The organism is Nocardioides kongjuensis (assembly GCF_013409625.1).
Lineage (GTDB): Bacteria > Actinomycetota > Actinomycetes > Propionibacteriales > Nocardioidaceae > Nocardioides > Nocardioides kongjuensis.
Genome location: NZ_JACCBF010000001.1, coordinates 1,772,004 through 1,792,458, shown reverse-complemented (window position 1 = coordinate 1,792,458; position 20,455 = coordinate 1,772,004). Strand labels below are relative to the sequence as shown.

Sequence of the window (20,455 nt, the reverse complement as noted above, 5' to 3'; positions counted from 1 at the left end):
AGGGGACCGTCGCATGAACACGATCATTGCCGCTGCCATCGGGGCCCTCGCCTCGACCGCCGTTCTCGTCGCCGGTGTCAACACCGCGCAGGGTGAGCACAAGCCCGTCAGCAACGAGAAGCTCTACAGCTACGCCAGCAAGTAGCGCGCCCTCGCCGCGCCCTCGGTGACCTCGGTCGCCGGCGGAGCGGTTCGTCGTACCGTCCCTGGGGAGGGGGACGGGCTGAGCAGACGGCTTGGGAGGGTCCGATGCTGCAGATCGTCATTCCGGCGTACAACGAGGAACGCCGGCTGCCGCGCACACTGCGCGAGCTGCGTCGTCACGTGACGTCGCACCGCGGGGTGCTCGGCCGGGTGGAGGTGCTCGTCGTCGACAACGCCAGCACCGACCGCACCGCGGAGGTGGCTCGGGCGGCCGACTCGACTGCGCTGCCCGTGCGGGTGGTGCGGTGCGCACGCCGTGGCAAGGGTGCCGCGGTCCGTGCCGGGCTGCTCGCCACCGACGCCGACCTGGTGTGCTTCATGGACGCCGACGGCGCCACCGGCCTCGACGCGATCGAGGCCGCCTGGCGCGAGGTGCTGATGGGCGCCGACGTCGTGATCGGCTCGCGCGCGGTCGCCGGGAGCCGGACCGAGGCGCGCCACTGCCGCACCCGATCGCTGGGTGCGGCGGCGTACCGGCGCCTCGCCGGCCGCCTGGTCCCCGGCATCGCCGACACCCAGTGCGGGTTCAAGGTGTTCCGGGGCAGCCTGGCCCGGCTGGCCGCGCGTCGCCTGGAGACCGCCGGGTTCTCGTTCGACGTCGAGCTGCTCGTGCGCCTGCGCGGTCTCGGCGCCGAGGTCCACGAGATCCCCGTGACCTGGACCGACGTGCCCGGATCCACCTTCGTGCCGTCCCGGCACGGCGCGGCCGCGTTCGCCGAGCTGGCCCGGATCGCCTGGCGCTGCCGGGCGGTCGAGCGGCCCGAGCCGGTGGCGGCGCCTGCCGTGCTCCTCGCGGGGAGCCGGGCATGACCAGGGGAGAGCTCGAGGGGAAGCGGTTCGTCGTCGTCAACTGGCGCGACCTGGACCACTCACTCGCCGGCGGAGCCGAGATCTACGCCTGGCAGTTCGCCCGGGCGCTGCACGAGGCCGGCGCACGGGTTCAGTTCGTGACCGCCCGCGACGAGGGCCAGTCGGCTCGCGAGGTCCGCGACGGGATCGACGTACGACGGGGCGGTGGCGCGCTCACCTTCTACCTGTTCGCGCTGACCTGGCTGCTGCGGCACCGACGCCGGATCGACGCCGTGATCGACCCGGCCTGCGGGCTGCCGTCGTTCTCGCCGCTGGTCCTGCGCCGCGGTACGCCGGCCCTGCTGATCGTCCACCACGTGCACCAGGCCCAGTTCGCCGTGCACTTCCCGGCTCCGGTGGCGGCCTTCGGTCGCTGGATGGAGCGGGTCGCGATGCGGCGTGTCTACCGGCACCACGTGACCGCGGCGGTGTCCGCCTCGACGGTGGCCGAGATGCGCGACCAGCTCGGCTGGACCGGCGACATCCGGATCCTGGAGAACGGTGCCGACCTTCCGGCCGCCGGCCAGGTCGATGCCACCGCGAAGGACCCCGACCGGGTCGTGGTCCTGGGCCGGCTGGTCACCCACAAGCGGGTCGACCTCGCGCTCGAGGCCGTGCGGAGGACGCAGGACGCCGCCGCGCTCGCCGGCCGCACGATCCGCGTCGACGTCATCGGTCGCGGACCCGAGCGCGACCGCCTCGTCGCCCGGGCGGCCGAGCTCGGCCTGGCCGGGCAGGTGACCTTCCACGGGTTCCTGCCCGCCGACGCCAAGGACGACCTGCTGGCGCGTGCAGTCGTGCAGGTCTGTGCCTCCGACGCCGAGGGCTGGGGCCAGGCCGTGATCGACGCGGCCGCGCACGGCGTCCCCACCGTGGCCCGGGACGTGCCCGGGCTGCGCGACTCGATCCGGCCGGGGGAGAGCGGCTGGCTTGTCCCTGACAGCCAGGACCCGGCCACCGTCGTCACCCGGATCACCGAGGCGTTGACCGCTGCCCTGGTCGACGCCGCCGACCCCGGGACCCGGGCACTGCGCGCCGAGGCGTGCATGGCCTGGTCCCACAAGTTCGACTGGTCGCAGATGCGCCTGCACGCGCGCGACCTGACCGTCCAGCTCCTCGGGCACGCTGCCGCGCTGCCCGACCGTCACCACCCACGCGACGCTCGCGTGGCCGTCTGAGAGAGGCTCGCCCATGCGCAGCAAGCTCGCCGCCGTGTCCGTAGGACTCGGTGTCTTCCTGATCGTGGCGGCCGCTCTGGTCCGCTTCTACGCCTACCCGGTGCTCGCCACCGTCCCGCCCGACTACGAGGGCGTCACCAAGCTCGAGGCGACCGGCGCCGAGGTCTTCAACTCCGACCCCGAGGTGCTCGCGCCGGAGACCACCGACCTCGACATCAGCTCGCGCACCATCGCCGACAGCGGCGCCAAGACGCCCGACGGCGTCGTGGTGTGGGTCAACTCGACCACGGTGAAGCGCGCCGACGGCAGCATCTTCCAGCAGTCGCGCGAGCGAGCGCCGTTCGACGCGAAGACCGGCATGGCCGTCGACTGCAAGTCCTGCGACTCCTGGACCGAGGTCGCCGCCGGTGACCGCGAGCCCGCCGTGCGCAGGGGCCTGATCTACAAGTTCCCCTTCAACACCCAGAAGAAGGACTACGCGGTCTGGGACGACACCGTCGGCAAGGCCGTCGACGCGAAGTTCAAGGGCGAGGAGAAGATCGACGGCCTCACCGTCTACAAGTTCGTGCAGACCATCGACCCGACGGTCGTCGAGACCCGTGAGGTCCCCGGCTCGGTGTTCGGCTCGGCCGAGGCCTCCGTCGACGCGGACATGGTCTACGGCATGACCCGCACCTTCTGGGTCGAGCCCGAGACCGGCTCGCCGGTCAACCGGGTCGAGAACCGCACCCAGGAGCTGCAGTACGACGGCGTCGACGTCCCGGCCTTCAACGGCACCGTCCAGTACACCAAGGCCCAGGTCGACGAGCTGGTCAGCGACGCGAAGGGCAACTCGACGTTGCTCGGAGGCATGAAGCTGGTCTTCCCCGGCCTCCTCCTGCTGCTCGGCGCAGGCCTGGTCGCCGGCGGCCTGGTCCTCGGCCGGAGCGCCCGCCAGCAGCGGGCCGCGCGCCGTGACGAGAAGGCGCTCGTCGACGCCTGACCACAAGGACTCCTCTCCGAGGAGGGAGACGACGGCCTCGAGCACCGCTCGAGGCCGTTGTCTCGTCACGACCGCCTCGACACCGCACGACTAGGCTGGGGGAACCATGCAGGAGCTCAAGGACCGGCTGCGCGCCTTCTACGACAGCCGGATCGGCCTTCCGATCCCCGACGACGGCCTGGTCCTCGACGTGGGGAGCGGCGACAAGCCGTCGTGGCGCGCCGACGTCCTGCTCGACCGCTACCCCGACGACGCCTACGCCGGCCAGCGCTCCGGCACCGGCCACACCCGGGTCGACCGGCCGCTGTTCGACGCCGACGCGGCCGCGATGCCCTTCGCCGACGGTGTCTTCGACTACGCCATCTGCTCCCATGTCCTCGAGCACGTGACCGACCCGGTCGGGGTCGTGCGCGAGCTGACCCGGGTCGCGCGCGCCGGCTACATCGAGGTGCCCGAGGCGTCGGCCGCCAAGATCATCGACTTCCCGAGCCACCTGTGGTGGTGCCGCCTCGACCGGTCGACCAAGCCGCCGACACTGGTCATGGAGGCCAAGCAGGCGCCCGCGTTCGACCCCGAGATCGACGCCTACCTGAAGCGCTCCGACCTGGCCGAGCCGGTCAAGCGGCTGATCGACAGCCGCCACCACCACAACGTGATCGCGCTGCGCTGGACCGGGGCCCAACCGGTACGCACCATCGGCAGCCACGACCCCGACTTCGTCGAGCGGACCATCAACGCCGAGGCCCACCACACCCGCGGCGGCGAGGCCGTGGTGGCGCGGGCGCTGACGTCGGTGCTCACCTTCCGCAAGCCACGCCGACGCACGCCCATCGCGTACGACGACGTCGTGCGGCCCGAGCTGCGGCGCGGCGACGGAGCCCTGCTGGAGCCGAGGATCTACCGCTTCTGAGCGGTGGGCGCCGTCAGGGCTTGTGGGCCAGGACGACCAGGCTGACGCCCGGCAGTCGCTTGACCGGCAGCCCGCGCTCGATCGCGAGTGCGGCGCGCAGGCCGGCGTTGAGCACCGGGTGCACCTCCTCCATCTCGCTCTCGGCGGCGTGCTTGTTGCGGCGGCGGGCGCGGACGACCGGGCGGAGCAGCACGTTCCACGACCACAGGTCGTCGATGACCAGCCCGGCGCCGGTCACGAGGTCGGCCAGCTGCTGCCGCTCGTAGCGGCGGACGTGGCCGAGGGCGACGTCGTGCCCGCTCCACAGCGCCATCCCGGCCGGCACCGCCACGAGGACCCGGCCGCCGGGACGCAGCACCCGCGCGGTCTCGCGCGCCACGGCCGCGTCGTCGTCGATGTGCTCCCAGGCGTCCGTCGACATCACCAGGTCGACCGACGCGTCGGCGACGGGCAGGTGCCGGCCGTCGCCCTGCAGGACGGGGATGCCGCGCGCGGCGGCGATGTCGGAGCCGGTGTCGGTGTACTCGACGCCGACCGCCTGCCAGCCGAGCTCGCGCAGCACCGCGGTGTTGCCGCCCATGCCGCACCCGACGTCGATGGCCCGGCCCGCCGGCCAGTCGCGGACGGTGCGGCGCACGAGGGCCCGGCGGGCGGCGTACCACCAGTGCCGGTGCTCGAGCTGTGCCGACTTGGCGATCTCCTCCGCGTCCACGCGGCCAACCCTAGAGATCTGCGCCGAAGATCGCGGTCCCGGGTGTGAGCCGGCCGCGGGTCCCCGACCACCCGCCCCAGAGCCGCTCGTGCCCCTCGGGCCACTCCGGCTCGAGGAGCGTGGTCAGCCGGAACCCGGCGCCCGCCAGCAGCGCGACCCAGTCGCCGAGGGTGCGGTGGTGCTCGACGTACGAGGTCAGGCCGGTCTCGTCGTCCACCTCGACGTACGGCGTGCGGTCCCAGTAGGACTGGGTCGCGGTCAGTCCCTCCTCGCCGGGGTCGTCGGGGAACATCCACCGGGTCGGGTGGGTGATCGAGAACGCGAACCGGCCGCCCGGGCGCAGCACCCGCGCGGTCTCGGCGACCGCGACGTCGATGTCGGCCACGAACTGCAGCGCCCCGAACGACGAGAACACCACGTCGAAGGTGTCGTCGGCGAAGGGGAGCGCGGTGGCGGTGCCGAGCACGCTGGGCACGACGACCCCGCTCGCCTCGTCGATGCGCCGCGAGTGCTGCAGCTGGCGGTGGGAGAGGTCGAGCCCGACGGCCCGGCCGCCGCGGCTGCGCACCCAGCGCGAGCACTGGCCGGCGCCGGAGCCCACCTCGAGCACGTCGCGCTCGCGCACGTCGCCGAGGATCCCGGCCGCCTCCTCGGTCAGCCCCTCCGGGCCCCACACGAAGCCGATGTCACCGAGGAAGCCGCCGTGGGTGGCCTGGTACTCGTCGGCGTACCGGTCCCAGTCGGCGCCGTTCGCGCGCTGCGACTCCAGCTCGTCGGCGGCCCGCCGGTGGGCGGTCACGGGGGGATGTGGCCATGCTTCGACGCCTGCTGCGCCCTCGACGTCCTGCACGTCTGCCGAGGATAGTCGTCGCCGGTTGGACTCCCACCTCGGGCGGCGCGTACTCTGGAACGTCTGTGTTCTGGCCTGCCCGCCGGGCGGCCGCCCGCAGACGCATCATCCCGACTACATCTGCCCACTTCAAGGACTGACCGACTACATGACGAGCACCCTCTCGACCCCGCTTGCGAGCTTCGACGACAACGCGCCCCAGGTCGCGGTCAACGACATCGGCTCCGAGGCGGACTTCCTGGCCGCCATCGACGCGACCATCAAGTACTTCAACGACGGCGACATCGTCGACGGCACCATCGTCAAGGTGGACCGTGACGAGGTTCTGCTGGACATCGGCTACAAGACCGAGGGCGTCATCCCCTCGCGCGAGCTGTCGATCAAGCACGACGTCGACCCGTCCGAGGTCGTCCAGGTGGGCGACAAGGTCGAGGCCCTGGTCCTCCAGAAGGAGGACAAGGAGGGTCGCCTGATCCTGTCCAAGAAGCGCGCCCAGTACGAGCGCGCCTGGGGCACGATCGAGGAGATCAAGGAGGCCGACGGCGTCGTCGAGGGCACCGTCATCGAGGTCGTCAAGGGCGGCCTCATCATCGACATCGGCCTGCGCGGCTTCCTCCCGGCCTCGCTCGTCGAGATGCGCCGGGTCCGCGACCTGCAGCCGTACGTCGGCCAGACCCTCGAGGCCAAGATCATCGAGCTCGACAAGAACCGCAACAACGTGGTCCTGTCGCGCCGTGCCTGGCTCGAGCAGACCCAGTCCGAGGTTCGCCACGGCTTCCTCACCCAGCTCCAGAAGGGCCAGATCCGCAAGGGTGTCGTGTCCTCGATCGTCAACTTCGGTGCGTTCGTGGACCTCGGCGGCGTCGACGGTCTCGTCCACGTCTCGGAGCTGTCCTGGAAGCACATCGACCACCCGTCCGAGGTCGTCACCGTGGGTGACGAGGTCACCGTCGAGGTCCTCGACGTCGACATGGACCGCGAGCGTGTCTCCCTGTCGCTGAAGGCGACCCAGGAGGACCCGTGGCAGCACTTCGCGCGGACCCACCAGATCGGTCAGATCGTGCCCGGCAAGGTCACCAAGCTGGTTCCCTTCGGCTCGTTCGTGCGGGTCGAGGAGGGCATCGAGGGCCTGGTCCACATCTCCGAGCTGGCCGAGCGCCACGTCGAGATCCCGGAGCAGGTCGTCCAGGTCGGCGACGACGTCATGGTCAAGATCATCGACATCGACCTCGAGCGTCGCCGGATCTCCCTCTCGCTCAAGCAGGCCAACGAGACCGCTGCCGCGGCGGACGTCGAGGAGTTCGACCCGACGCTGTACGGCATGGAGGCCACGTACGACGACCAGGGCAACTACATCTACCCCGAGGGCTTCGACCCGGAGACGGGCGAGTGGCTCGAGGGCTTCGACGAGCAGCGTGCGAAGTGGGAGGAGCAGTACGCCAAGGCGCACGCTCGTTGGGAGGCTCACGTCAAGCAGCAGGCCGACGCCAAGCAGGCCGAGATCGAGGCCGGCGAGTCCAGCTCGTACTCCTCCGCCCCGGCCGAGGACAACGCCGGCTCGCTCGCGTCCGACGAGGCGCTGCAGGCGCTTCGCGAGAAGCTGACCGGCGGCAACTGATCGCCCAGGCTTCACCGCAGCAAGCACGAAGGCCCCGACCGCACGGTCGGGGCCTTCGGGCTTTTCGGCACGCGACCTCAGGGGCGCGGGGTCCCGGCCGATGCAGCGTGCATGCGCGTTCCTGCCATGCTCCTCGCTCTCGTGTCGGCCCTGATCGGCGGTCCCGCCGCGTCGGTCGCGTCCGCCGCGCCGGCACCGACCGTCGAGATCACGGTCACCGGTGACGGCGTCGCGTTGCGGCCGGTGTTCGACCCCGCGGTCAGCCGGTACGGCGTCGCGACCTCCGCCGCGACCGGTGGCCGGCTGACGGTGGCGGCGACGACGAGCGACCCTGCCGGCGTCGTACGCGTGGACGGTGCGGTCGTCACCGGGCCGACCGAGGTGGCGGGGCTGACGACGGGCGAGGAGGTCTCGGTGGTCGTCGACGACGCGGCCGGGCACCACGCCTACGCCCTGGTGTACATGCCCGCCGCCTTCCCCGAGATCACGACGGTGGTCGACGGCCCGGGCGTCTCCGACGGCAACGTGCTGCTGACCCTGGGCACCTTCGCGGTGGCGCTCGACCGCAACGGCGTGCCGGCGCAGGTGCGCGACTTCGGCACGTCGGTCACCGACCTCAAACCGGCCCCGCACGGGCACTACACGGTGATGGTCCGCCGTCCCGGCGCGGCGAGCAACTGGGACCTGGTCGAGCTCGACGAGCAGTTCGGGGACGTCGCGACCTCGCGCGCCGTCGGGCTGGTCAACACCGACAACCACGACGTGATCCTGCGTCCCGACGGCAGCCGCCTGTTCGTCGCCTACGAGCCGGACGCCGTCACCGGGCTGGTCGACGCGGTCATCCAGGAGGTCGACCCGGCCGGCGCCGTCGTCCACACCTGGGACAGCGGCGACGTCCTCGATCCGGCGACGGAGACGACGGCGGGCGCCTCCCCGGACTGGGCGCACATCAACTCGATCCAGCTGCTGCCCGACGGTGACGTGCTCGCCTCCTTCCGGCACCTCAGCGCCGCGCTGCGGATCGCCTGGTCCGACCACGACGGCTTCCACCGCGGCGACGTCGTGTGGCGCTTCGGCGGCCGGCTCAGCGACTTCACCTTCGTCGGGGACCCCGACGGCGGCCCGTGCGCGCAGCACACGGTGAGCCGGCTGCCCAACGGCCACCTGCTGGTCTTCGACAACGGATCCGCGGTGCTCGGCGCGAACCCGTCGTATTGCGTGGACCCGGCAGACCGGCTCGGCCCGACGGTCGACCGGGCGGCGACGCGGGTCACCGAGTACGCGCTCGACGAGGACGCGATGACCGCGACCCTGGTCGGCAGCTGGTCGCGGCCGGGCCGGTTCGCCTACTTCGCCGGCTCGGCTCGGCGTCTGCCCGGCGGCAACACCCTGGTCGACTGGGCGGCCTACCAGCAGGCGCTGGTCAGCGAGGTGGCGCCGGACGGCACCATCGTGTGGGAGCTGGCGGCGCCCACGGTGCTCAGCTACCGCGCCGAGAAGGCCGAGGTCCCGGACCGGACCGCTCCGGTGGTGAGCGTGTCCCTGCCCGGTGCCGCACGCTACGACCGGGGTGACCGGGTCACCCCGCAGGTGCGGTGCACCGACCGGGGTGGCTCGACCCTTCAGTCCTGCACCTGGGCCGCGTCGGTCCCGACCGGCGCGGTCGGGACGCAGACCTACACCGTCACCGCCGTCGACGGTGCCGGCAACACCACGGTCGAGCGGCGGGAGTACGTCGTCACGTCGCCCGAGCCGGGGATTGCTGTGCGGTCGGCGGGGACGTGGGCCGCGACGAAGGTGCTGCGGCTGCCCCGGCGCGGCGCCGTACGCCGGGCCCTGCTGCGGGTGACGAACACCAGCGTCCGGGCCACCGACCTCGCCGTGACGGCGGGGGCCGCCGGCTTCCGGTACCGGGTCCGCTACCTCGCCGCCGGGCGGGACGTCACGGCCGAGGTCCGGGCCGGCACCTGGCGGACACCGGTCCTGGCGCCCGGTCAGGCGGCGTTGCTGGAGGTGGTCGTGAAGTGCCGCAGCTCGGCAGCGCCGCGACGGCGGGTCGAGGTCCGCGTGGGCCGGCCGGGCTCGGCGGATCCGGTCACCCCGGCGAGCTCGGTGAGGCTGAGCCTGCGCGGGCGGTGAGCCGCGGCGCGGTCGGCGTCGGGGCCGTGGTCGGCGTCGAGGCCGTCGTGGCGGGTCCAGGTGAGGAGGGCACCGAGGCCCGCGAGGAGCAGGAGGAGGATCAGCGCAGTGGTCATGGCAGAAATCCTGCTCCTGTCCGGATCCTGCCACCAGTGGCAGAAAAGACGGCCTGCGTTGATTTTCTGCCAGTCGGCTGCGACAGTGGTCGGGTGCTGACCAACGTGGCCGTCATCGCCTTCGACGGCGTCGCCCCCTTCGAGCTGGGGATCCTCTGCGAGGCCTTCGGGATCGACCGCACCGAGGACGGAGTACCCCCGATCGACTTCGCCGTGTGCGCCGAGGACGACCGTCCGATGCGCACCTCGATGGGCTTCACGATGCAGGCCGCGCACGGCCTGGACCGCGTGGCCGAGGCCGACCTGGTCGCCATCCCGGCGATCAAGGGCGGTGTCGCTTCCGACGTGGTCGTCGACGCGATCCGCGCCGCGGCAGAGCGAGGTGCACGGCTGATGTCGGTGTGCAGCGGCTCCTTCGTGCTCGGCCAGGCCGGCCTGCTCGACGGCCGCGAGTGCACGACGCACTGGATGCACACCGAGCGGTTGCAGCGGGAGTACCCGCTCGCCAAGGTCATCCCCGAGGTGCTCTACGTCGACGCCGGCCAGGTCGTCACCGGCGCCGGCAGCGCGGCCGGCCTCGACGCCGCGCTGCACATCTGGCGCCAGGAGCACGGCGCCGCGATCGCCAACGTCGTCGCGCGTCGGGCCGTCGTGCCGCCGTACCGTGACGGGGGACAGGCCCAGTACATCGCCCGAGCGGTTCCCGACTGCGAGGCCGACACCCTGCGCCCGCTGCTCACCTGGATCCTGGAGAACCTCGGCGAGGACCACTCCGTCGAGGCGCTCGCCAAGCGCGCGCTGATGTCGCCGCGCACCTTCGCGCGGCGGTTCCGCGACGAGACCGGCACCACGCCCCACCACTGGGTCACCCGGCAGCGGGTCAACGCCGCCGAGGAGCTGCTGGAGCGCACCGAGCAGCCGGTCGAGTGGATCGCCTCGGAGGTCGGCTTCGGCAACGCCGCGACGCTGCGCCACCACTTCGTGCGCGTGCGCGGGGTCAGCCCGCAGAGCTACCGCCGGCAGTTCGCCTGCTGAGCGGGGGAGAGGTGCTACTCCACGAGCTGCTCGACGATCCGTCCCTGGGGCTCGAGGTGCTGGTCGCCGGTGCGCCGGACCGCGAGGTCCGCATGGTGCACAGCATCGAGGTCGCCGACCCCGGCGAGTTCCTCCGCGGCGGCGAGGTCGTGCTCACCACCGGTGCCTGGCAGCGGCTCGGCCAGACGCCCGCGGCCTGGCTGTCGAAGGTCGCGGACGCGGGCGCGATCGCCGTCGGCTTCGGTCGGCTCGCGCCGGACGACGAGCCGCCGGCCGACCTGGTCGCCGCAGCCCACGAGCGCGGGCTGGCCTGCTTCGCCGTGCCCGTGGCCGTCCCCTTCGTCCGGCTGGCCGAGGTGTTCGTCGCCGCCAAGCGGGTCGAGTGGGAGGCGCCGCTGCGCCGCCAGCTGGAGCACCACGGCGCCATCGTCGCGGCGCTGCGGGCCGAGCGCGGGGTCGACTCCGTGCTGCGCGTGCTGCGCCGTCGGCTCGGTATCGAGGTCGCCGTCGTCGCCGGTACGACGACCCACGGCCCGGTCCCCGTGGGCGGCTGTCCGGTCACCCTGATCGGCGAGGGCCTCGCCGATGCGTCGCTGGTGCTGCCACGCCCGCTGGCCGAGCTCGACGTCGACGTCCAGGCCGCCGTGTCCAGTGCGATGCCCTTCCTGGCCCTGGAGCTGGAGCGGGAGCGTGCCGTGCGGGCCACCGAGCAACGCTACGCGTGGGAGGTCGTCGAGTGGATCGCCACCGGCGTGCCCGCGCCCGCGGTGACCGCACGGCTCGAGGCACTCGGGGTCCCGCTCGACCGCACGCTGCGCTGCCTGGTCGCCCGCGGTGTGGGGCCGGACGCGGTCGACGCCGCGCTGGCGCCGTACCTCATCGTCGAGCGGGCCGACGACGTCGTGTGCCTCGTGGGCGAGGACGTCGCGCGGGTGCCGGTCGCCGGGTACGTCGGCGTCGGGCAGCCGGCCGCGGCGGGGGAGCTCCGGGTGAGCCTGCTCCAGGCGCGGCACGCCGCCGACGCGCTGGTGGCGCGCGGGGTCGAGGGCTGGCTGACCCACGAGGAGCTGGCCAGCCCGGCCGTGCTGCTCGCGGCGCAGGACCCCGCCGTGCTGGAGGCGCTCGCCCGGACCGTGCTCGGTGGGGTGCTCGACAGCGACCGCGACCGCGGGACCGAGCTGGTCGCGACCCTGCGTGCCTTCCTCGACGGCGGCGGGCGGTGGCAGGACACGGCCGACGCGCTGCACGTGCACATCAACACGCTGCGGCACCGGATGAAGCGGGTCGAGGAGCTGACCGGCCGCTCGCTGGCCTCGACCGCAGACCGGGTCGACCTGTTCCTCGCGTTGCGGGCCCTGTCCTGATTGGAGGATCGTCCAATGCCCTTGGTCGACATTGGATGATAGACCTCTCCCGTCCGGACGTGCGGTGGCTCACGCTGGGCGGAGCCGAGAAGCGACCAGCCAGGGAGGCGCAGCATGACCGTCGGACCCGTCGACGCGACCCAGATCCCGCGGTACGCGGGAGACACCACCTTCGCCCGCCTGCCGCGACTCAGCGACGTCGGTGACGCCGACACCGTCGTGTGGGGCGTGCCCTTCGACGGCGGTGTCTCCTACCGTCCCGGCGCGCGCTTCGGCCCGAACCACATCCGCCAGTCCTCGCGCCTGCTGCGGCCCTACAACCCGGCCAACGACACCGAGCCGTTCGACCGCGCGCAGGTCGCCGACGCCGGCGACCTCGGTGCCAACCCGTTCTCGCTGGACGAGGCGATCGCCTCGATCGAGACCGGCGCCCGCGAGCTGTCCGGTACCTCGCGCACCCTGCTCACCATCGGTGGAGACCACACCATCGCCCTGCCGCTCCTGCGGGTCCAGGCCGAGCGGCACGGGCCGATCGCCGTGCTCCACTTCGACGCGCACCTCGACACGTGGGACACCTACTTCGGGGCGCCGTACACCCACGGCACGCCGTTCCGCCGCGCGTCCGAGGAGGGGCTGATCGACTTCAGCCACGCGATGCACATGGGCATCCGTGGGCCGCTCTACAGCAAGCTCGACCTCGACGAGTCCGAGGCGCTCGGCTTCTCCGCCGTCCACGCCCGCGACTTCGTGCGCTCGCCCATCGACGACATCATCAACCGGATGCGCGAGCGCCTCGGTGACCGCCCGGTCTACGTGTCGCTCGACATCGACGTCCTCGACCCCGCCTTCGCCCCGGGCACCGGCACGCCCGAGGCCGGCGGCCTCTCCAGCGCCCAGCTGCTCGAGGTGCTGCGCGGCCTCGAGGGCCTCAACGTCGTCGGCGCCGACATCGTCGAGGTGTCCCCGGCGTACGACCACGCCGAGATCACGGGCATCGCCGCCGCCCACGTGGCCTACGAGCTGCTCTCGGTGCTGCCGGGCAAGCCCGCCTAGGAGTCGCCTCCGTGCGCACGGACGCCGGTCGGCATCCGGTCCTGGGCCGGAATGCCGACCGGCGTCGTACGTCGTGCGCGCATCCGGCGCTGGGCGTCGACCTCGGCCGGCACGTGGCTCGTGCTGTTGGCGTCCGCGCCGACCAGCCAGACCAGCCCGCGCCCCTCATCGACCACCAGGGCGATCGCGTACGTTCGGCTACCCGTCGCCTCCCGCTGCGCCCAGTCGACAACCTGGAGCACGTCGGCCCCCGTGACGTCGTAGGTCCACGTCGTGGCTGATGCCCGGACGTCCGCCGGACGTCCGGTGTCCTGGACGTAGACCCGGAACCGCGGGCGGTCGTCCTCCCAGCTGCTGCTCCGCTCGTCGACAGCGGTGATCTGCACGTCTGCCATCGGGCCAGTGTGGACGGAGCGTTGTGGACGACGCACGGCGTTTGTGTCGGACCCTCGTGGTGGGCTGTCGTCATGGTCACCGATCGGGCGGTGGCGGACCTGGCGGGTCTGCCGGCAGCGGGAGTTCTCGACGTCGTCGAGGCTGCTCATGCTGCGCGTCTGGCGGCGGAGCGCGAGATCCTGGCCGCGGCCTACCAGTGGGCGGTGCTGCACCATCCCGACCGGCTTCCTGCCGCTGATCGTCGGGGTCGGGCGCGTGCACGCCGTGCCGGTGGGGTGGGGACACCGTTGGTCACCGAGCACGCCGCGGCGGCGTTCGGTGCCCGGATCCAGACCAGCCCCCATGGCGCGCGGAGGTTGATCGCGGACGCGGTCGACCTGCACCTGCGTCTGCCCCGCCTGTGGGCCGATGTGCGGGCCGGGACGGTGCGGGTGACACACGCCCGCTGGGTCGCGGGTGCGACCCGCGACCTGTCCGAGGCGGAAGCGGCGTGGGTCGATGGTGAGGTGGTCGAGGCCGCCGATGGCCGGTTGGCGTGGTCGCGCTTCGAGCTGCTGGTCGAGGGCAAGGTCGCGGCTGCGGCGCCGGAACTGGCGCGGGCTCGTGAGGAGGCCGCGGCCAAGGAGCGGTGTGCCCGGGCCTCACGGGTCAACAAGCACGGCATGGCCACGTTCGTGATCAAGGGGGATGCGGTCACGATCGCGGGGATCGATGCCGCGGTGACCGCGGTCGCGGAGCGGTTGAAGGAGTCGATGCCCGACGCCGTGGTCAACGATCGTCGGGTCGCCGCCGCGGCGCTGTTGCTCAACCCGGCCGCCCACCCGGATCCTGACCGTGGGCTCGATGAGTCGGTGGGTCCGGTCAAGGTGCGGGTCAAGGTCTACCTGCACCTCTACGCCGACTCCCCGATCGCCCGGCTGGAGGGCCACGGCCCGGTCACGGTCGGCCGGGTGATGGAGATGTTGGCCGACACCGCGGCCAGGGTGCAGGTCACGCCGGTGCTGGACGTGGCGGGGATGGCGCCGGTCGATGCCTACGAGATCCCGGCGCGGCTGCGGGAGGCGGTGCGGCTGGTCCATCCCGCGGACGTGTTCCCGTTCGCGGCGAACACGTCGAGGCGGATGGACCTGGACCACGCGGTCCCGTACGCGCAGGGTGGGGTCACCGGGATCGGGAACCTGGGGCCGCTGACCAGGACTCATCACCGGATCAAGACCCATGCGGGTTGGCAGGTGCGACATCCGTTCCCCGGGATCGTGGTCTGGCGCGATCCCTACGGGGCCCACTACCTGGTCGACCCGACCGGCACACGACGCATCACCAGCCCACCGGCCGGTGAGGAACCCACCCGCGCCGACATCATGGTCACCCAACTGCTCCTCGACCACGCCGCCTGAGACCGGGGTTCAGTACCCGACCAGCTTGGGCTCGGCCTCGATGGCGCGCAGGGGTTGGGGCGGGCCGTCGATGGTGACGGTGCCGGGGATGCTCTGCCAGGGGCCGTCGGCGAGCTTGTAGCGGCCGGTGTAGGTGGTCGACAGGCTCGGCTGGTAGTCGCCCTTGAGCTTGTAGCTGTGGGTGACGGTGAGCTTCGGGTACGGCGCGCCGGGTTCGGTGGTGCTCGTGCTGTCGCCGTCGCCGAAGTGCCAGGTGTAGGTGGCAGGCGTGGCCTCGAGGGTGACGGGTTGCCCGAGGAGGGTGACGGTCGCGGTGGTGGGTGTGGTGGTGGTCGTGTAGAAGTTGGTCTTGAAGTTGACCAGGGTCAGGCCGTCGGGTGGCTGGATGACCAGGGCGCCGGCGCTGAGGGGGAGTTCGGCGAAGGCCTTCTGGACGTCGGCGACAGTGATGACAGGCTTCTCATCACTGGAGCAGAAGCTGGCGTCGAGAAACTCGCCCGCCACCGGATCAGCTGCACTGCATGCCCCATTGCCAATCAGCACCGGCTGCGACTTGGCCTCGTCGCCGCGGACTGCGTGTCCGCTGTCGCTATGGCCGTTCTGCCCATGGTGGACCTTCTGGATCCAGAACCCAGCGCCCGAAGTTCCTGTGCCTGTGTCATCGTCAGCGACAGCCACGGAGGTCTGTTGCACAAACCCGAGGGCAACTGCAGCGGCTAGGAGGCCCCTCACGACACTTGCATCGCTTCCAGACGCCACTGCGAATCCAACCAGAGCACGGCGACTACGACGGTCGAGGTCGCAACGGGATTCGTCGTCGAGGTGCCGTCGCCCGCAATGACAGTCTGCTCGTCGGTCGTAGCCGACAACTTGGCCTCGAATGCGAAGTGAGATGGGTTTGTGCTCTTGAGCTGGTTCACCTTGACGAGGTGAACTGAGTAGCCGCCGCCCTCGATATGTCCGCCTTCCGCGTAAAGCTCCCGGACGCCTCGGATCCCCGCCTTGCAGCCGTTGCAGTGGGGCCCCGACACCGACCTGAGCGCCTTCACGTCCCCGGTGACCTGGGCGTAGTTGATCAAGTCCCAGTAGTAGGCGATGAACGCCCGCGCCCCGGCCTCGCTCGCCTCCTTCGCCGCAGCAGGCAGCTGCGGCTCGACCGGATCCGGCGCGGCCGAGGTGGGGGTCTGCATCGTGCCCGTCGGGCTCCACGTGGAGGACGGGTCGCGCGGCGATGCGTTGCCGTCCGAGCACCCGGACAGCAGGAGCAGCACCAGCATCGCGACGGCGGCGCGGATCGTCGTGGCCAAGGGTCCTCCCGAGAATTGCAGCGCCCGGACCGGGGACGCGTTGGTGACGCTATCCCGATCCGGGCGGCAGGCGCCACCGGCAGGTGGCGAGGTGTGGACAGGCCCTCAGGTGGTCACCAGGTGCGCGCCCACACGGCGTACTCGGCGGCGCGGAGCCGGTCGAGGGCAGCGGTGGAGAGGGGCTCGGCGGCGTCGATGACGACGTAGCCGAGGCCGTCCTTGGTGGACAGGAGCTGGTCGACCACGTTGTCGCCGGCCTCGGCGAAGGTGGCGTTGAGGTCCGCCAGGACACCGGGGACGTTGTGGTGCAGCAGGCCGAGGCGACGTCCGGTGGGCAGGTCGGGCGGCTGCACGGCGGGCAGGTTCACGGAGAGCGCGGTGCTGCCCTCGAGGGCGAAGCGGGCGAGCTTCTCGGCGACGAACCAGCCGATCTCCTCCTGCGCCTCCTGCGTGGAGCCACCGATGTGGGGCGTGAGGATGACGTTGTCGAGGCCACGCAGCACCGAGTCGAACGGGTCGCCCTGGGCCTTGGGCTCGGCCGGGAAGACGTCGACCGCGGCACCGGCGATGTGGCCGGAGACGAGGTGGTCGCGAAGCGCCTCGTAGTCGACCACCATGCCGCGCGAGGCGTTGATGAACAGCGCCCGCGGCTTCATGGCGGCGAACTCGGCGGCGCCGAAGAAGCCGGCGTTGCCGGGGCGGCCGTCGACGTGGAGGCTGACGACGTCGGAGACCTCGAGCAGCTCCTTGAGCGACCGGACGCGACGGGCGGTGCCGTGGGCCGGGCGGTCGGCGCTGTCGTAGAAGACGACGTTGAAGCCGAGGGCCTCGGCGACGGTGGAGAGCTGGGTGCCGATGTTGCCGTAGCCGACGATGCCCAGCGTGCGGCCACGAACCTCGTGGCTGCCCTTGGCCGACTTGTCCCAGACGCCCTCGTGCATGCGCTGGGTCTTCTCCGGAAGGCGGCGGGCGAGGGCGATGATCTCGGCGATGACCAGCTCGACGACGCTGCGGGTGTTGGAGTACGGCGCGTTGAACACGCCGATGCCCTTGGCGGCAGCGGTCTTCAGGTCGACCTGGTTGGTGCCGATGCAGAAGCAGCCGACGGCGACGAGGTCCGGCGCGGACTCGAGGACCTTCGCGGTCACGTTCGTGTTGGACCGCACGCCGAGCAGCTGCACCCCGGGCAGGGCGGCGATCAGCTCGTCCTCGGACAGGGAGCCCGGCCGCAGCTCCACCTCGTAGCCCCGGGCCTCCAGGGTCTCGACGGCGGCCGGATGGATGTTCTCGAGCAGCAGAGCCTTCACGAGGAAACCCTACGGCCAAGCGGGTCCTCGACCCGCAACGGGCCTGAGGCGTGGACACCTCGCCGCCGCCAGGCAGCCCCAAAAATGGGCGTCGCGCGCCTCCACGTGCAGGGCTAGCGTGGGGAACCTCATGCACGAGTGCCCCGGAGGTGGTGTCGATGTGTGACGAGAGTGCCGAGGTCCCCGGCTCGATCCGCTCGGTCGTGACCCGACGCGGGGTCCTGGCCGGCGCGGCCGCCCTGGCTGGTGTGAGCAGCGTCGCCACGGCCGCCGAGGCCGACGGTACGACGGGCGCCCTCCGGCGTGCGCCGGGTCGGCGCTTCCCGGGCCGGCCGCCGGTACCACCACCGCTGGTCGTGGCGGGCGGACCCCTGCTCGACCCGTTGACCGGCGACGTCGTCGAGGACGCGGTGGTCGTGCTCGCGCAGGGTCGGGTGGTGGCGTCCGGCAGCCGTGACGCCACGAGGGCCGCCGTACGCGAGGTGTCCGGCACCGCACGCACGATCGACGCCGCCGGTGGCGCGATCCTGCCGGGCCTGGTCGACGCGCACGTCCACGTCAACGCGCTCGCCGACGCCGCGGGCGTGCTGCACGCCGGGGCGACGTCGATCCGCAGCGGGACCTCGAACTTCTACCAGGACGTCGCGATGCGCCCGCTGGCGACGTGGAAGCCCGGCGCCGTCCCGCGGATGCGGGCGGCGGGAGTCTTCGTGACGCCCGACCTCGGCGACACGGTGCTCGCCGATCCCGACCTGGTCCCGCTCGCGAGCCTCGCCGGCGGTGTCCGCTCGCCCGAGGCGCTCGCGTACCTGGTCCGGGTCAACCTCTCGCGTGACGTCGACGTCGTGAAGACGCGGGCCAACCCGCGCGCCGGCGTCGCCACGCAGGACCCCCTCGAGCTCGTGTACGACCGGACCCAGCTCGAGGCGGTCGTCCGGGCCGCGCGCCGCGGCGGGGCCGGCGTGCTCTGCCACGCCTACAGCGCCGAGGGCTGCCACGGCGCGGTCGCGGCCGGCATCAGGAGCCTCGAGCACGGCGTGTTCGTGAGCGAGGAGACGCTCGAGCTGATGGTGCGACGCGGCACGTTCTTCACCCCGACCCTCGGGCCGATCCTGGGCCTGGCCGACGACCCCGACCCGATCCTGGCCCAGCGCGGCCGCGACTACGGTCCGGTCCTGAGGGCCGCCGTCCTGCGTGCCCACGAGCTCGGGATCCCGGTCGTGGCCGGCACCGACACCTTCGGTACGGCGACCCGACCGATCGGCAGCGAGGTGCGGCTGATCGGCGAGACCGGGGTCCCGGCCCTCGACGCGCTGCGCGGTGCCACCACCACGGCGGCGCGGTTGCTCGGCTGGCAGGGCAGGGTCGGCCGGCTCACGCCCGGCCACCTCGCCGACCTCGTCGTCCTCGACGGCAACCCGCTCGACGACCTGACTGCGATGGAGCGGGTCCAGCTGGTCGTCGCCCAGGGCGTCGTGGCCCGCGACGACCTCGCCGCCTGAGCACGCACGAGGTTCGGCCGCACCCGGTGAGCTCGGCCTGCCGGCTGAAAAGGCGGGCCGCCCCTCACCATCGGCACGGTGAGGGGCGGCCCGGAGCTGAACCTCGTGACTGACCCAGCTCGGCTCGGAGGCGGCTCGGCTCAGCTCCAGTCGACGCTGTAGTAGCGCGTCTCCTGGTACTCGCGGATGCCCTCGTGGGCACCCTCGCGGCCGATGCCGCTCTGCTTGACCCCGCCGAACGGCGCGGAGGGGTCGGAGACGATGCCGCGGTTGATGCCGACCATGCCGGCGTCGATCCGCTCGCCGAGGCGCAGCGCGTCCTGGAGCCGGCCGGCGTACACATAGGCCGCCAGGCCGAACTCGGTGTCGTTGACCGACGCGAGCAGCTCGTCCTCGTCGGTCCAGGTCACGATCGGGGCGACCGGGCCGAAGATCTCCTCGGACAGGATCGGCGCGCCGACGGGCACGTCGACCAGGATCGTCGGCGGGAAGAACCAGCCGGCCTCGGGCACGGTGCCCTGCACGGCGACCTTCGCGCCGTCGGCGACCGCGGCGTCGACCAGCTTGGTGATGCCGGTGAGCGCCTTCTCGCTGATGACCGGGCCGATCTGGTTGTTCTCGTCGGCGGACGGGCCGACCTTCAGGGCGGCCACGGCGGCCGAGAACTTCGCGACGAACGCGTCCGCGACGTCGGCGTGCACGTAGAACCGGTTGGCCGCGGTGCAGGCCTGGCCGCCACCGCGGAACTTGGCGATCATCGCGCCGGCGACGGCCGCGTCGATGTCGGCGTCGGCCGTGACGACGAACGGCGCGTTGCCGCCCAGCTCCATGCTGGAGTTGAGCACCCGGTCGGCGGCCTGCCGCAGCAGCGTGCGGCCGACGCCGGTCGAGCCGGTGAAGCTGACCTTGCGGACGCGGGCGTCCTCGAGCCAGGCGGTCACCACGGCGGCGGCGTCGGTGGTCGGGACCACGTTCACGACGCCCTCGGGCACGCCGGCCTCGAGCAGGATCTTCGCCACCGCGAGCGCGGTCAGCGGGGTCTCCGCGGCCGGCTTGAGGACGACGGTGCAGCCGGCGGCCAGCGCTGGCGCGATCTTGCGGGTCGCCATCGCGGCCGGGAAGTTCCACGGCGTGATGAGCGCGGCCACGCCGACGGGCGCGTAGGTGACCAGGGTCTTGGCGTTGCCGGCCGGCGCGTCGCCGTACGTGCCCTCGCCGCGGACGGCCTCCTCGCTGAACCAGCGGAAGAACTCGGCGGCGTAGGTGACCTCGGCGCGGGCGTCGGCGACGCACTTGCCGTTCTCCGAGGCGATGAGGCCGGTGAGCAGGTCCGCGTCGCGGATCATCAGGTCGTAGCAGCGACGCAGGATCTCGGCGCGGGCCCGGGCGGGGGTCGCGGCCCAGGCCGGGAACGCAGCGGAGGCGGCGTCGACGGCTGCGGTCGCGTCGGCGACGGTGCCGTCCGCGACGGTGTCGATGACCGCGCCGGTGGCGGGGTCGTGCACCTCGAAGGTGGTGTCAGTCATCGTTGTTTCT

Annotated in this window: 19 protein-coding genes; 12 read left to right on the top strand and 7 right to left on the bottom strand. The window is 72.3% G+C overall.

Going from position 1 to position 20,455, the window contains the following annotated elements:
- Positions 1-13: 13 nt before the first annotated feature.
- The 5 genes from BJ958_RS28450 (at position 14) to BJ958_RS08620 (ending at position 4,123) form a co-directional block, all read left to right on the top strand.
- Positions 14-145, top strand: a complete 132-nt coding sequence (locus tag BJ958_RS28450) for a hypothetical protein (protein WP_273516209.1) — start codon at positions 14-16, stop codon at positions 143-145.
- A gap of 104 nt (positions 146-249) precedes the next feature.
- Positions 250-1,014, top strand: a complete 765-nt coding sequence (locus tag BJ958_RS08635; RefSeq protein WP_179726459.1) for a glycosyltransferase — start codon at positions 250-252, stop codon at positions 1,012-1,014.
- Complete coding sequence (locus tag BJ958_RS08630; protein ID WP_179726458.1) at positions 1,011-2,231, top strand: glycosyltransferase family 4 protein; 1,221 nt, start codon at positions 1,011-1,013, stop codon at positions 2,229-2,231. Before BJ958_RS08635 ends, BJ958_RS08630 begins: the two co-directional genes overlap by 4 nt.
- 13 nt (positions 2,232-2,244) lie before the next feature.
- Positions 2,245-3,213 (top strand): cell envelope lipid trafficking protein PgfA, encoded by a 969-nt coding sequence (gene pgfA, locus BJ958_RS08625; protein ID WP_179726457.1) that lies wholly within the window; start codon positions 2,245-2,247, stop codon positions 3,211-3,213.
- 106 nt (positions 3,214-3,319) lie between these two features.
- Positions 3,320-4,123 carry a class I SAM-dependent methyltransferase gene (locus BJ958_RS08620; RefSeq protein WP_179726456.1) on the top strand — a complete coding sequence of 268 codons (804 nt, stop codon included), beginning with the start codon at positions 3,320-3,322 and terminating at the stop codon, positions 4,121-4,123.
- Positions 4,124-4,136: 13 nt separating this feature from the next.
- Here the strand turns inward: BJ958_RS08620 and BJ958_RS08615 are convergent, their stop codons facing one another.
- Together BJ958_RS08615 and BJ958_RS08610 are read right to left on the bottom strand one after the other, a co-directional pair.
- Complete coding sequence (locus tag BJ958_RS08615) at positions 4,137-4,835, bottom strand: methyltransferase domain-containing protein (RefSeq protein ID WP_179726455.1); 699 nt, start codon at positions 4,833-4,835, stop codon at positions 4,137-4,139.
- A 10-nt stretch (positions 4,836-4,845) separates the two neighbouring features.
- The gene (locus tag BJ958_RS08610; RefSeq protein WP_179726454.1) at positions 4,846-5,634 is read right to left on the bottom strand and encodes a methyltransferase domain-containing protein; all 789 of its coding nucleotides are present in this window, start codon (positions 5,632-5,634) and stop codon (positions 4,846-4,848) included.
- A gap of 199 nt (positions 5,635-5,833) precedes the next feature.
- Between BJ958_RS08610 and rpsA the strand changes: the two genes are divergently transcribed.
- The 5 genes from rpsA (at position 5,834) to speB (ending at position 13,010) form a co-directional block, all read left to right on the top strand.
- Positions 5,834-7,303, top strand: coding sequence for a 30S ribosomal protein S1 (gene rpsA / locus BJ958_RS08605; protein ID WP_179726453.1), 1,470 nt, complete (start codon positions 5,834-5,836; stop codon positions 7,301-7,303).
- A 111-nt stretch (positions 7,304-7,414) separates the two neighbouring features.
- Positions 7,415-9,442, top strand: coding sequence for an aryl-sulfate sulfotransferase (locus BJ958_RS08600; RefSeq protein WP_179726452.1), 2,028 nt, complete (start codon positions 7,415-7,417; stop codon positions 9,440-9,442).
- A gap of 209 nt (positions 9,443-9,651) precedes the next feature.
- A complete protein-coding gene (locus BJ958_RS08595) occupies positions 9,652-10,593 on the top strand; it encodes a helix-turn-helix domain-containing protein (protein ID WP_179726451.1) in 942 nt (313 codons plus the stop codon).
- Positions 10,594-10,604: 11 nt separating this feature from the next.
- Positions 10,605-11,957 (top strand): helix-turn-helix domain-containing protein, encoded by a 1,353-nt coding sequence (locus BJ958_RS08590; RefSeq protein WP_179726450.1) that lies wholly within the window; start codon positions 10,605-10,607, stop codon positions 11,955-11,957.
- 114 nt (positions 11,958-12,071) lie between these two features.
- Positions 12,072-13,010, top strand: a complete 939-nt coding sequence (speB, locus tag BJ958_RS08585; RefSeq protein WP_179726449.1) for an agmatinase — start codon at positions 12,072-12,074, stop codon at positions 13,008-13,010.
- On the opposite strand, the gene BJ958_RS08580 is transcribed toward speB, so the two are convergent.
- On the bottom strand, positions 13,007-13,405 hold the full coding sequence (locus tag BJ958_RS08580; protein WP_179726448.1) for a hypothetical protein: 399 nt from the start codon (positions 13,403-13,405) through the stop codon (positions 13,007-13,009). The genes speB and BJ958_RS08580 overlap by 4 nt on opposite strands.
- A gap of 72 nt (positions 13,406-13,477) precedes the next feature.
- On the opposite strand from BJ958_RS08580, the gene BJ958_RS08575 reads away from it, so the two are divergent.
- Entirely contained in the window at positions 13,478-14,803 is a 1,326-nt protein-coding gene (locus tag BJ958_RS08575; protein WP_179726447.1) for an HNH endonuclease signature motif containing protein, read from the top strand.
- Between the two features lie 9 nt (positions 14,804-14,812).
- Here the strand turns inward: BJ958_RS08575 and BJ958_RS08570 are convergent, their stop codons facing one another.
- The 3 genes from BJ958_RS08570 to serA all read right to left on the bottom strand — a co-directional run bounded on the left by BJ958_RS08570 (position 14,813) and on the right by serA (position 17,417).
- Entirely contained in the window at positions 14,813-15,481 is a 669-nt protein-coding gene (locus tag BJ958_RS08570; protein WP_179726446.1) for a PKD domain-containing protein, read from the bottom strand.
- Positions 15,482-15,531: 50 nt separating this feature from the next.
- Entirely contained in the window at positions 15,532-16,110 is a 579-nt protein-coding gene (locus BJ958_RS08565) for a DUF6318 family protein (RefSeq protein WP_179726445.1), read from the bottom strand.
- A 113-nt stretch (positions 16,111-16,223) separates the two neighbouring features.
- Positions 16,224-17,417, bottom strand: coding sequence for a phosphoglycerate dehydrogenase (gene serA, locus BJ958_RS08560; RefSeq protein ID WP_179726444.1), 1,194 nt, complete (start codon positions 17,415-17,417; stop codon positions 16,224-16,226).
- 158 nt (positions 17,418-17,575) lie between these two features.
- Between serA and BJ958_RS08555 the strand changes: the two genes are divergently transcribed.
- Entirely contained in the window at positions 17,576-18,919 is a 1,344-nt protein-coding gene (locus tag BJ958_RS08555) for an amidohydrolase family protein (RefSeq protein WP_179726443.1), read from the top strand.
- 140 nt (positions 18,920-19,059) lie between these two features.
- On the opposite strand, the gene BJ958_RS08550 is transcribed toward BJ958_RS08555, so the two are convergent.
- Positions 19,060-20,445 carry an NAD-dependent succinate-semialdehyde dehydrogenase gene (locus tag BJ958_RS08550; RefSeq protein ID WP_179726442.1) on the bottom strand — a complete coding sequence of 462 codons (1,386 nt, stop codon included), beginning with the start codon at positions 20,443-20,445 and terminating at the stop codon, positions 19,060-19,062.
- Positions 20,446-20,455 lie beyond the last annotated feature (10 nt).